We start from the raw sequence: 13326 nt of genomic DNA on the forward strand, positions 1-13326 counted from the left end.
TCAAAAATAACTGAACCTTCTATCATACAAGGGTTTGGGATCGCTTTTTCAAACTTTTGCCCAGAGGGCAAGACCACCGCCTCGACCCCTAGCTGCAATTAGATTGGGAGTAATCACAAAAAAGGCAAAAAAGGCTTGTTTTTTGATAGAATCTTGATAAAATTTTTCAGAATTACTGGAGGTTCCGGGCATTTTACCGTCATAAAGATTTAAGCCAAAAAGTTTGGAGGTAACATAGGTAAAATCGAAAGCGAGAATATTCTTTTTTTCTAAAAATTTTGCGGGGCCAGTTAAAGTTAAATTAAACTGATTTAATTTAACACAGTTTTGAATAATTCCTGCGTCTATTTCTGGGGGTGTTTCTATTTTTAATAGGGGATGGGGATATCGAGAATAGATGATTTGTAAATTCAAAAAACTAGGAATATAAAGTCCGCCGCTTTTAACAAATCCGGCTTGTTTACGGATTTTCTGGGTTCCACTGACCCAACAGAGTCGCCAGTTTCCGATCAAGGATTCAAAGCTATGCTTTTCTTTAGTTTTTTTGGCTTGATTTTCACATCGAATTAAGGTTTCAGCGATAATAGAAGAATTGGGCTTTTCTCCATGCCCTGTTAACACAAATTTAGCTACTTTTTCTAACAGCAGAAGATCATTTTCCATAGGATTTTAGGGTTGTTGATGGTTGGCTGTTGGTGCGTGCAAAGAACGCTTACACATCCTAGAATTTTTCTTCCGTAATATGGGGTGCATTTCGAGAGATTAACCAAGTGATAAAACCCCCGGCGATCGCTAATCCGGCTAAACTCAAAAACACATTAGATAACCCGATTAAAGTTTCCGCAAATCCCGCCAAGGCTAAGGGTAAACTCAAGGCAATATTAATCGCATTATTCTGAAGACCAAAGACTTTTCCTCGCATTTCTTCCGGGGTTTCCGCTTGAATCGTGGTTTGCATGGGAATTGCCACAATTGCCCCAAAAACTCCTAAGCCGAAAATCAAGATCAAAGTCGGCCATAATCGTTCATTAAAGAGGGATAATCCCCCTAATGATCCGGCGACTCCAAAAGAACCCATTAACGCCAATTGAAAATGGGTAAATCGATGCCCCAGATGCCCCAGAAGCGTTGCTCCAAGACCCATTCCCGCCCCTCCAGCGGCTAAGAGAAAGCCAAACTGGGAGGAACTAATCTCGGGAATAATTTCCGCCAAACGCACGGCTAAAACCGCTAGGGCGGCAAAAATTGAAAACAGAATAATTAATTGGAGTAAAGCATTTCTAATCAAAGTATGATTGCTTAAATAACGAATTCCATCCCGTAAATCTTCTAAAATATGGGGTTGTTCATGATCAGAATTATTATTTTTTTCTTGGGTATTTAAAAGCATTAAAATCAACCCGGCAATTACATATTCTCCCCCGACAATCACTTCTTTTCCGATGGATTGTAAACCGATTTGATTAGCAATTAAATCCGCCAGGGCTAATAGGGGTTCTCCCACCGCAAACCCTACAATCACCGAAGCCATCATGGTTGTGGTATATAGAGAATTAGCGGATAATAAATGACGTTTTTCCACGACTAAAGGAATTGCTGATTGTTCTGCCGGGGCAAAAAATTGAGTCAGGGTAGAGACTAAAAAAGTAGTGATTAATAAAATATAAAATCCTACGGGTAACTGGCCGAAATATTGATCTTGAAACAGCCATAAAACTAGGGGTAAAGACATAACTAACCCCCCGCGTAATAGATTGGTAATCACTAAAACCGCTTTTTTTGACCATCGATCTACAAATACTCCCGCACCTGCCCCAAACAAAATTGCAGGAATGGTAAACGCCATCATAATTGCTGATACCCAACCACTAATGGTTTGATCAGCCTGTTGAAATCGAGTAGAAATAATGGCAATCATTAATACTAAATAAACTTTATCCGCCAGTTGAGAAAACAGTTGTCCACTCCAAAGGGCGAGGAAATTTTTGTTTCTCAGGACGGGTAAAAATCCCCTTTCTTGTTCCCCTGGGGGTTCAGGAACAGGGCTATTGTGATCGTAATTATTTTTTCCATTGTCCAATTCTGCGGAACTAGACGGGGTAATTTCTATCAAGGAGTCAGTCTCCCAATCTTTCATAATGGCCAAGGGTGGATGGAATTTAAAGTTTTGTTCTAAATCTGGCGATCGCATCTTATAATCTTAAATTGCTATTCCAAGATCAGTCAGGCTTGAGCGAAAATTGACACTCCCTCCCTAACATTTTATTGATTAATTGGATCAGTGGCATGACTGATATCAAAATGGGGGATCAATAATAAATTGGTGGGTAAAGGTATCAATCAGCGACGCGGAACGGATACAACACCCTAAATGATATTCTGTATATTGTCGTAATGTTCGTTCTACGGTCATCCAGTCCCAAGCTAGAATCAGTTCAGATCGGGATGACACCTCTGGGTTAAGGAGTTCGGGTTGGGCTAAGTGTTGCAGAATTGCCAACTGTCCGGCGGTAAGTTTTGTATTAATTTTAAGTTGAGGTTGAGGCACAGTTTCTATGGTGTAAAGGTTCCCAGACTCCTTAACTGTAGGGGGTTTGGAGGCAACGGTAATCGGTTTTTTCGGTTTGAGAGGGGATGGACTCCACTCCGATAAATTAATAATTCCCCCGGTCTCAATACTAAACCCAACCCGCCAATGTTCATCGGTAAAATTAGGCTGAAGTCGTCGTTGACTTAAACAACATAATTGTACTTGAGGTGCGGTTCCACCTAGGGCGAGAAGATGGAAAATTCCTTGGGTTAAACAGGCAATAATATGAGTGGAATTAGCAACTAAATGGGAATTAGAAAGAGTTTGTAAACGGTTTAAATGTTCATTGAGTAGGATAAATAAATCCTCTTGCTGATGGTCGCCCAGGGCTTGACTTAGGACTAATTCTGCTAAATATTGACTGGCGGCTAATTTACCTAAATTTTTACTTAAGCCTCCATAGGTGGTGACGGTTTCTGCTTGAGTTATTCTATCAAGCGATCGCCCTTTGGCAATTAATAATTGATTGACAACAAATAATTCACTCCGTCCTCCTAACGGAGATTTGGCTTTTCGGGCTCCGGGGGCAATGGCTTTAATTAATCCAAATTCCCGGGTTAAAATGGTTAAGAGTCGATCGGATTCTCCAAAGGGTTGGGCTTTTAAATTAATCCCCGTAGCACTATAGGTTTTACTCATTGAATCTTGTCTATTAACTCTCTTTTTTGGTTTCGGTTTTTAAAATATCAACGGCGCGAGAAGTGCCTAAACGAGTGGCTCCTGCTACAATTAAATCAACCGCTTGTTGGTAGGTACTAATGCCACCGGAGGCTTTAATTCCGATGCGTCCTTTGGTGACAGATTTAATTAGTTCAATATCGGCCACGGTCGCCCCACCATACCATCCCGTACTGGTTTTAATATAGGCAATTCCTGTATCCATTAACACCTCAACTGCTAAACATTTTTCCTCATCTGTCAGTACACTGGTTTCAATAATTGCCTTTACCGTTTGTCCGGTTTCTTCACAAATTTCTGCAATTTCTCGATGCAATTCCTCGGTTTTTCCTGTTTTCAGCCAACTTAAATTAATCACCACATCTAATTCCGTCGCGCCATTTTCAACCGCTTCTTGAGCTTCATAAAGTTTAACTTTGGAAGTTGTAGCTCCGGTGGGAAATCCGATCACAGTACAGACCTGGGGTGATTTTCCTTGCAGTAATTCTTTCACGAATTTAACATAACTGGGAAACACACAAACACTGGCAAATTTATATCTTTCTGCTTCATAACAATACTGTTGAATTTGTTCCGGTGTTGCCGTTTGATTCAGTAAAGTATGGTCAATATAGGGAGTAATATCTAATCCATTAGGATTAATAGATTTAGCCATAAAATTTATAGTAATTCAGTGAGAGATTAATTCTATTATAGAGCAATTTTAAATTATTGAACACAAGGGAATACTTCGACTTCGCTCAGTAACAATGGAATAGGGAATAGAAATAATATTTCTGGCTGTTTCCTGTCAGTTGTAAGTTATTATAAACTATTGGGGATTGCGATATAAATTATTTACTCTGATTCTTTCTTTTTCTAGGCTCAATTACATGGGGATCAACATTATAGAGTTTTGCCGCTTGGGATAGATTCAAATATAATAACGCATCATCACCTAATTTTTTCTTTTCCGTTGGTTGACTGGGAATTATCCCCAAAATCTTGATAATTTCCCCCGCCACTGCTTTAGCTAATAAGGGCGGAACAGAATTTCCCACCTGTCGAAAACCGTGCCATTTTGTCCCTTGAAATCTAAACCAGTCGGGATAGGAATGTAAGCGGGCGGCTTCTCTGACTGTAATACAACGGGGGGTATAGGGATGAATCGGACGGGGGGAAGTAAAGGCGCCTCGGTTGCTAGGTGTTCCGGCTCTTAAAGTATTACATAAACCTTGGGGATGGAGTTTATGAAATCTACTAATTTTTTCGGTTTTTCCCCATTCCGTGGCTTCAAATCGGGCGGTAGATGTGGGAGAATGGCGCGATCGCAAGCTACAGGTTAACAGATTTTGATCAAAAATTCTCGGATAGGAAAAATTATCTTTAACCGAAAGTAATCCCCGCAATAATTGAGCATAACTACTTGGTTTTTGATATTCTGCTAAGGTATAATCTTTTAAGAATAATTCAGGATATTGTTCAATAGTTGGTAAATCTCCAATGGCATCCCAAACCGTCGGACAGGGAGAAAAGTTATTCAATTTATTATCAATTTTAGGATTAACTTTTGGCGATTTTGTGATCGGTTGAGGATAACCAGGTAAGGGTAAATCTTGCCGAGATCCTAAAATAAATAAACGCGATCGATCTTGAGGGACACCATAATAGGAAGCATTTAAAACTTGATAGTTTTCTAGGACTTGATAACCCTGACTTTGCAGCTTATCAATAATCTCAGTAATAAATTGTCGATGTTTTCCCACTGTTAAACCTGGAACATTTTCTAAAACAAAATATTTCGGTTGTAATTCATCAACTAACCGAATAAAATGAAACATTAAACTATTTCTCGGATCATCAAAAGCCCGTTTTCCCATTAACGAAAAACCCTGACAAGGTGGCCCCCCAAACACCACATCAATCTCGCGATCGCCAATCTCAGAATTCTGTCTAATTTCTAATCCCTTGAGGGTTTCAATACTTTGACAAAACACCTTCCAAAAGGGAAAATTATATTCATGGGTTGCACAATGAATCGGGTCAATTTCCACGGCGGCTAAAACATCAAATCCAGCCTGTTCAAAACCCAGGGTCATGCCTCCCGCACCCGCAAACAAATCTACAGCAATCGGTCGTTTTTGAGTCTTCACAGTTAATTATTTTTACTTAAAATATCAAATTAGAGTCTAAGTTATTGTGATCAACGGCTAATATATACTAACATACAGGCGACCAAGTTTGGATCACCCGCCCGGTAATTTCTTGCCCCAACCAGGAAGTATTAATAGAGCGAGATTTTAGGGTATTGGCGTTAACAACCCAAGAAGTTTTAGGATCAAATAATATCATTTCTGCGGGTTGATCCGCTTGAATAGAATAGGGAGTTTGTTGTAAACAAATAGCCGGGTTACTGCTTAAAAATCCCCATAAATCTAAGGCTGACCATCGCCCCGACTCAACAAAAGTTTCCCATAATAGAGGTAATGCTAATTCTAACCCAATCACACCCGGGGGTGCGTCGGCAAAGGCAACGGTTTTTTCTTCATAACCATAGGGGGTATGATCAATCGCGATCGCATCAATAATTCCCGTTTCCAGTCCTTGAATTAAAGCCTGTTGATCCGATGGATTTCCCAGGGGGGGATCAACTCTTAAATTAGGGTTATATGGGAGAGGAATAGAAGTAAGAATTGTGGGGTCGTCATCTTCTAATGGTCGATTCCAAATGCGATTAATAGATGCTGTATTTAATAATAAATGTATCCAACTTATACTGGCGGTAATCGGTAAATTACGAGCCTTAGCTTGGGCAATTAATTCTACACTTCGGGCTGTAGAAACCCGCATAATATGAATAGGAGTTCCCGTTACTTCTACTAATTCTAATATGGCGGCTAAGGCTGCGGTTTCAGCAAATTGAGGGATTCCGGGCAAACCACATAATATAGAATCATGCCCCTCTCGCATGACTCCATTAACTGCTAATTGGCGATCGCAAGCATATAAAGCCAAGGGTTTATTTAAAGGTTTTAAATATTCTAATATTCTTCTTAATAAGGCTAAATTTTCCAGAGGTTTACCCTCCGCAAAACCCACAACACCCGCATCTGCTAATTCACTCAATTCCGTCATTTGTTGACCCGCAACATCTTGAGTTAATGCACCCCAAACATATAATTTTGGACGCTGAAACTCAGAATTGAGCATAGCAACTTTTTCAGATCGTTGTTGTAATAATGTGACCGTTGATGGGTTATCAATAGCTGGAATAGTATTAGGTAAAACTGCTAACCGGGTAAATCCTCCAGCAGCAGCAGCATTTAATAAAGAATTTAAGTTTTCCCTTTCCTCAAATCCCGGCTCCCCACTGTGACTATATAAATCAACTAATCCCGGCCCTAAAATCAACCCTTCCCTATTAATAATTAGGGTATTTTCAGGATAATCAGTAATTTCAGATTCAATGGTTTTAATATAACCATCAATAACCAAAATATCAGCAATTTGATCTCGTTTAGAAACCGGATCAATCACACGAACTTGCTTTAAAAGTTGACAATTCATATTCGCTATATCAGGTGTTGGTTTTAGGGTGCAGTAGAGACGTGCCACAGCGCGTCTCTCTCCACACAGTCAACCGTCAACTATAACGCTCCAGCCGCCGTTTTATCGAGAATACTACCCGATAAATGACTGGTAATATTATCCGCTTGTAACACAGGTAAACCCTCAATTCCTTGGGGATAATCAATCACAGTCACCGCACCATTACCCTGTTTAAAGTTCCAAAAATGATCTGGAGGCAGATTAAATAATTGACACAAAAGCGCCTTATTAATCGCATCATGGGCAACCACTAATATAGTTACATTTTGGTGATTATAGGTTTCAACAATCTTCTTCCAGGCAATTAAAGAACGTTGCCAAACCTGTTGTAAATTCTCACCTTCAGGCATTTGAACCGTTTGGGGTGCTGTCTTCCATTCCCCTAATAATCCAGGGTAAGATTGTTCGATTTCCGCCTCAAATTTACCTTCCCATAAACCATGACTAATTTCACAAAATTCCGGTTCTAATTGTAATTCTATCCCCGGATGATTTTGTAATATAATTTCTGCGGTTTCCTTGGGACGTGCCATGGGACTTGTCACCGCAAAATCAATTTTAATTTCTTTGAGAAATTCCGCCGCTTTCCGAGCTTGTTCTCGACCATTATCATTCAACGGAACATCAATTTGTCCCTGGAATTGACCCATGCGGTTCCATTCCGTTTCCCCATGTCTAACTAATAATAATCGCGGCCCTTGATGACCGGGGCGCACAGAAGGAACTTTATGACCAACGTGAGTTGTTAAGTTCATTGACTCCAACTGCACATCCGCAGGTTTCGGTAATTCTCCGGGGATAATATTAGTAAAATTTAAAATACTAATCCCACAGTTAGACTGTTGTACGCTTTGATAAAATTTGGGTTGAAGTCCTAAAGCCGTCGCAATTAAACAACGATTAATTCCATTATGAGCTACTAATAAAATCGTTTGATTTTGATGACGGGCTAAAATTTCCCGCCAGAATTGTTTCGCCTGTTCAAATAATGCTAATACCGGAAAATGTTGTTTTTCCCCTTCCGGTGTGGGAACCTGCATTGAGAACTCATGGGGCGAGTCGTGCCACGTCTGATACTCTTGGGGAAACTGTTCTATCACCGCTTGACGCTCCATCCCCGCCCACAGGGGGAGATCAATTTCCATTAACAGGTCGCTCGGCTGAACCTTTGGGGGGTCAGACAGGTGCGTTATGATGATTTGGGCCGTTTGTTTCGCCCGTTGCAAAGGACTGCAATAGAGAGCATCAAACTTTAAACCATTCAAGGCATCACCGACTTTCTGAGCGGCCACAGAACCTTTCTCTGTCAAAACAGAGGCATCCAAGCGACCTTGAATTCGACTTTGGGCATTATAGGTACTTTGACCATGACGGACAAGAATTACACGGGTCGTCATTGTTAAATTGAGGAGTGGGAATTTTGGACTCTGGACTGAACCGAATTTAAGCCAGATGTCATTGTACCTTGTTTGGAACAGTATCAGTTAGAATGTTGTGTTTCTGGCTCAAACTCGGCAATATTTTATTCTCACGTTTTGAAATCATGACACCCAAACGCTGGATTTTAGCAATTTTAACCTTATTAGCCATTAGCTTTTTGGGTTTATCGTTACTCAATAGTTGGACTCAACCTCAAATTCAAAGCCGTTTAGAATTGTATCAAACCAATTTACTGCTTCAAGCGTCCCAATGGCAAGGAAGGGAACAACAAGCCGATAGTTTAATCACATTACGCGATAATTTAATTGGTAAAACTCCGGTACAGGAAGCCCTGAAACAATATCAACAGGTAGAAGAATCTGTCACCAAAAATTTAACTAAATTTCAAGAAAATCAAGAACAAATAACAGCAAGTTCTTTACAGGAATTAGAACAACTGAATCGAGATTTAAAACTGAGAATCGGGATTTTACAAACTCAAATCGGATCTTCTGAGCAAGCTATACAGAGTTGGAAAAGTTTAGTTGAATCTGAACCAGCGAGTCGGGTTGAAACCGCAAAAACCGCAGAGGTTTTAATCGGATTATGGCAAACTCCCGCCCGATTATTACCCGATGCTGAACCCATTGTCCAAAACTATTTAGAGGGTTGGTTTCGTTATCAAGCCTTAGTTAAACTCTATACGTTACAACAGCGTCCAGAAGCCTTAATTACTTTAGAAACACAACAACAGCAACGCTCTGAACAAGCGATTTTTAAGTTAATGGTTGTCAGTGCTATTCCGGGGATGGGATTAGTCATGGGATTATTATTAGCCATTGTTTTAGGAATTCAATTAATCTTCAAAGGCAAGGATTCCGTTTTGGCAACTAATATGGATGTGGCTTGGTTAATTCCTTGGAATGGGGAAATTATTTTACAGGTTTTTGTAGTGGGTTTTTCCTTATTGGGGCAATTGTTTATTCCCCTAACTTTAAGAGCCGTTTTTCAAGGATTAAATCTTCAGCCCAGTAGTTTTGATGTCAGGACTCAGGCAGTTTATATTTTAATCACCTATCTTTTATTAATGCTGGGAGGCTTTTCGGTTTTGTATTTTTCGATTAAGCCCTATTTTCCTTTACCCGAAGGTTGGTTTACTTTCAAACTCAAAGATAATTGGTTTGTTTGGGGTTTGGGGGGCTATTTAGTTGCCTTACCGTTGGTGATTTTAGTGTCTTTAATTAATCAGAAATTTTGGGATGGACAAGGAGGCAGTAATCCTTTATTACCAATTGCTTTAGAAAGTCGAGATAGTGTGGCTTTAGGGATATTTTTTATCACCGCATCCATCGCGGCACCGATCTTTGAAGAAATGATGTTTCGAGGATTTTTATTACCGTCTTTAACCCGTTATCTTCCCCTGGGAAGTGCGATTCTTTTAAGTGGATTTCTCTTTGCCGTGGCGCATTTTAATGTGTCGGAAATTTTGCCCTTAATGACATTAGGAATTGTTCTGGGGTTTGTGTATACGCGATCGCGCAATTTATTAGCCCCCATGTTCATGCACGGACTATGGAATAGTGGCACTTTATTGAGTTTATATGTTTTGGGCAGTGGCGGAAGTTAGAATAATAGATCAAGCATCAAGAAGATCCGCAACTGTCAATTCTAATTCGGGGAACATCGGGGAGGTAATTTTATCCAATCCGGTGAATACTTTTTCCGTATAAAACCCTTCTATACTCAGATTTCGCACTGTCACATTAGGGTTCAAACAATTCCAATCCACTGTCCAATATTCAGGAATTCCCAGGGATTGATATTCAACTAATTTATCCTTAATATCTACATCCCGATAGTCAGGACTAATCACCTCAATCGCTAATAAAGGTGGTGTATAAAGAATTGCTGATTCACCCTGAACAAATTCATATCGCTGATCCGTGCCATCATTATGAGTTAAATACTCCTCAAACGTTAGTTTTACTCTGGTTTGTGTCATATTTTTACCTCAACTTTGCTCCACTGTATCCTATTTTTGTGGGTGGATTCAATCCGTCCTTAACCACAAAAGAAGATTACAATATATTAAGAAATATTAATGGACTTGGGATGAGTCATGGTGAACAGAAAACGAGTAATTGTAATTGGGGCCGGAATTGGGGGATTAACGGCCGGGGCGTTATTAGCCCATCGGGGATATTCGGTTTTAATCCTAGACCAAGGAATTGTCCCCGGAGGGTGTGCTTCTACCTTCCAACGTCGAGGGTTTACCTTTGATGTCGGGGCGACGCAGGTGGCCGGACTCGAACCCGGTGGGATTCATCACCGTATTTTCACGGAATTGGGGATGGAATTACCCCCCGCGACTCCGTGCGATCCCGCCTGTGCCGTTTTTTTACCCGGAGAAACCGAACCCATTCAGGTGTGGCGAGATCCCCAAAAATGGCAACGGGAAAGACAACGACAGTTTCCCGGGAGTGAACCCTTTTGGCAATTAATGGCGACGTTATTTCAGGCTAGTTGGCGGTTTCAAGCCCGTGATCCAGTGCTACCACCGGGGAATTTATGGGATCTGTGGCAATTAATTCAAGCGGTTCGTCCCGATACCTTGATCACCTTGCCTTTTGCCCTGATGACGGTGGCTGATGCCCTACGGTTGTACAATTTGGATGGCGATCGGCGTCTGAAAACCTTTTTAGATCTGCAACTGAAGTTATATTCTCAAGTGGACACCGAAGAAACCGCTTTATTATATGCGGCTACGGCTTTAGGCGTATCCCAGGAACCCCAAGGACTGTCCCATCTTCAAGGGAGTATGCAGGTATTAAGCGATCGCTTAGTCCAAGCCCTAGAACGAGATGGGGGAAAACTGTTAATGCAGCATACCGTTGAAGGGATTGAAACCGAAAGGGGTCAAGCCACCACCGTCAAAATTAGGAATCAAAAAACCGGGGAAATTATGCAGGAAACCGCCGATCAAATTGTGGCTAATCTGACCCCACAAAACTTAATCAAATTATTAGATGAAAATAGCAAAACTTATCTCCGTTTCTCAATTTCATCCCCCCTATATCAACGAAAAATTGCACAACTCCCCCCCGCATCAGGAGCATTTGTTATCTATTTAGGAGTACAGACAGAAGCCATACCGCCCGAATGTCCCCCGCATTTACAATTCCTCTATGATCAAGGGCTAATTGGTGAAAATAATTCTCTGTTTGTCTCCGTGAGTCACCCGGGAGACGGACGCGCCCCCACAGGAAAAGCCACTATTATTGCTTCTAGTTTTACGGAAACTCAACAATGGTGGGATTGTACAGATTATCAAGGTTTCAAACAACAATATACGGACACAGCGATCGCCCGTTTAGGCTCGTACTTTCGGTTAACCCCAGAAACCATCCTCCATCAAGAAGCCGCCACACCCCGCACCTTTGAACGTTATACCGCCCGGGATCAAGGAGTTGTGGGGGGAGTTGGTCAACGGGTTTCCACCTTTGGCCCCTTTGGTTTAGGGAATCGTACGCCGATCAAACATCTTTGGTTAGTGGGAGATTCCACCCACCCCGGAGAGGGAACCGCCGGGGTTTCCTATTCGGCTTTAACCGTTGTCCGTCAAATTGAAGCGATTAAGAATTAATTCAGAATATTCTGACTTTTAGGAAGGGAAAAAGCCCCCATAGATTTACCTCTAGGTATAGCCAAAACTACCCCGGAAGTTTATAATCAAAATTAATGGAATAGACATCTACCAAAAGACACATTTAGCCAACAAAGCCGTGTAGAGCAATCCACGGATTATCAGGGTAGCACTCCCATCAAGGGATATCAGATTAATAATCTATCAAGAGATCAAGTCAATAATGGATAAACAGAAAATCGTCATCATGCTCGGGCCTTCTCCGTCCGAGCGTGGGGGAATGGGTAGCGTTGCAAAATTGATTCTGAGCATAGTTTCCCGGGACTTTACGATTCGGCATATCACGACCTGGAATGGCCAAGTAAGTCGATTTCGCCAACTCTCCACTACCATCGTCTTTATCAAAGCATTTTTGGCATTTTTGTTAAAGTTATCAAGAAGGGAAGCAGATCTGGTTCACCTCCATATCTCAGAACGGGGAAGTGTGATTCGCAAAAGCATAATTGCTTTAGTCTGTATGGCAATGGGGAAACCGTTTATTCTTCATACCCATGGCTGTGAATTTCATGAATTCTATGGCAAATTGCCCCCAGGGATACAGCAACTAATTACAGCCCTATTCCGGCGTTCCGCTTGTTTGATTGCCTTGTCGGAGAGTTGGAGGAATTATTATATTGAGACTTGTCATCTTGAACCTGAACGGGTGGTCGTTCTGAATAACCCGGTTGCCCTTCCTGAAAAATGGCAGAAGACCGAAAAAGTAGGAAAACTCAAATTTGTTTTTCTAGGAAAAATTAACAAACGGAAAGGCATATTTGATATCTTAATCGCTTTGGCAAAGTTGGAACCGGAGTATAGAAATCAAGTTGAATTGGTGTTAGCAGGAACCGGAGAAATCGCAGAAGTTGAAAATTTAGCAACAGAATTAGGAATTGAAAAGCAAATTGTTTTTCTAGGTTGGGTTAACCAAGAGCAACGAGATCAGTTATTAGCTGAAAGTGATGTGATGTTACTCCCCTCCTATAATGAAGGGCTACCGATGGCCATTTTAGAAGCCATGAGTTGGGGAATTCCCATCATTACTACTCCCGTCGGCGGTATACCCGAAGTCATCGAAAATGGCAAAAGCGGATTATTAGTCACCCCGGGTCATATTCTGGAACTGACCACGGCCATGGAGTCTTTAATTGAAAATCCAGCTTTGAGATTATCCTTAGGGACAGGTGCGCGTCAACGGGTCGAACCTTTATCCATTGAGCATTACACCGATGCTTTATTAAACCTGTATCGTCGGATTCTCCAATGTCAGCAGAATCACCCGCACCTTGAAGAAGACATGAAATCATCAGGAGTATACAAACAGACCTTGTAGGAAGATAGATTCAGATCACGCAATCGTTAAATTAAG

The 13326-nt window shown here is 41.2% G+C and carries 11 protein-coding genes; 3 read left to right on the plus strand and 8 right to left on the minus strand.

Features of this window, described 5'->3' with window-relative positions:
• Positions 1-48 precede the first annotated feature (48 nt).
• The 7 genes from PL9631_RS15650 to PL9631_RS15680 all read right to left on the minus strand — a co-directional run bounded on the left by PL9631_RS15650 (position 49) and on the right by PL9631_RS15680 (position 8253).
• Positions 49-663: a hypothetical protein gene (locus PL9631_RS15650; RefSeq protein WP_083621694.1), complete on the minus strand. Its 615-nt coding sequence runs from the start codon at positions 661-663 to the stop codon at positions 49-51.
• Positions 664-721: 58 nt separating this feature from the next.
• The gene (locus tag PL9631_RS15655) at positions 722-2191 is read right to left on the minus strand and encodes an MFS transporter (RefSeq protein WP_083621696.1); all 1470 of its coding nucleotides are present in this window, start codon (positions 2189-2191) and stop codon (positions 722-724) included.
• Between the two features lie 105 nt (positions 2192-2296).
• On the minus strand, positions 2297-3229 hold the full coding sequence (gene recO / locus PL9631_RS15660; protein WP_083621698.1) for a DNA repair protein RecO: 933 nt from the start codon (positions 3227-3229) through the stop codon (positions 2297-2299).
• Positions 3230-3242: 13 nt separating this feature from the next.
• Positions 3243-3923 (minus strand): deoxyribose-phosphate aldolase, encoded by a 681-nt coding sequence (deoC, locus tag PL9631_RS15665; protein WP_083621700.1) that lies wholly within the window; start codon positions 3921-3923, stop codon positions 3243-3245.
• A gap of 178 nt (positions 3924-4101) precedes the next feature.
• The gene (locus PL9631_RS15670) at positions 4102-5400 is read right to left on the minus strand and encodes a DNA cytosine methyltransferase (RefSeq protein WP_083621702.1); all 1299 of its coding nucleotides are present in this window, start codon (positions 5398-5400) and stop codon (positions 4102-4104) included.
• 67 nt (positions 5401-5467) lie between these two features.
• A complete protein-coding gene (locus PL9631_RS15675; RefSeq protein WP_083621704.1) occupies positions 5468-6814 on the minus strand; it encodes a dihydroorotase in 1347 nt (448 codons plus the stop codon).
• Positions 6815-6894: 80 nt separating this feature from the next.
• The gene (locus PL9631_RS15680; RefSeq protein WP_083621706.1) at positions 6895-8253 is read right to left on the minus strand and encodes a histidine phosphatase family protein; all 1359 of its coding nucleotides are present in this window, start codon (positions 8251-8253) and stop codon (positions 6895-6897) included.
• 146 nt (positions 8254-8399) lie between these two features.
• Between PL9631_RS15680 and PL9631_RS15685 the strand changes: the two genes are divergently transcribed.
• Positions 8400-9902, plus strand: a complete 1503-nt coding sequence (locus PL9631_RS15685; protein WP_083621708.1) for a CPBP family glutamic-type intramembrane protease — start codon at positions 8400-8402, stop codon at positions 9900-9902.
• Between the two features lie 9 nt (positions 9903-9911).
• Here the strand turns inward: PL9631_RS15685 and PL9631_RS15690 are convergent, their stop codons facing one another.
• Entirely contained in the window at positions 9912-10277 is a 366-nt protein-coding gene (locus tag PL9631_RS15690) for a Uma2 family endonuclease (RefSeq protein WP_083621710.1), read from the minus strand.
• 117 nt (positions 10278-10394) lie between these two features.
• On the opposite strand from PL9631_RS15690, the gene crtD reads away from it, so the two are divergent.
• Both crtD and PL9631_RS15700 read left to right on the plus strand, forming a co-directional pair.
• Complete coding sequence (gene crtD / locus PL9631_RS15695; protein ID WP_083621712.1) at positions 10395-11918, plus strand: C-3',4' desaturase CrtD; 1524 nt, start codon at positions 10395-10397, stop codon at positions 11916-11918.
• Between the two features lie 223 nt (positions 11919-12141).
• Positions 12142-13290 carry a glycosyltransferase family 4 protein gene (locus PL9631_RS15700; RefSeq protein WP_083621714.1) on the plus strand — a complete coding sequence of 383 codons (1149 nt, stop codon included), beginning with the start codon at positions 12142-12144 and terminating at the stop codon, positions 13288-13290.
• Positions 13291-13326: the final 36 nt, after the last annotated feature.

It is taken from the genome of Planktothrix paucivesiculata PCC 9631 (genome assembly GCF_900009265.2).
GTDB classification, from domain to species: domain Bacteria; phylum Cyanobacteriota; class Cyanobacteriia; order Cyanobacteriales; family Microcoleaceae; genus Planktothrix; species Planktothrix paucivesiculata.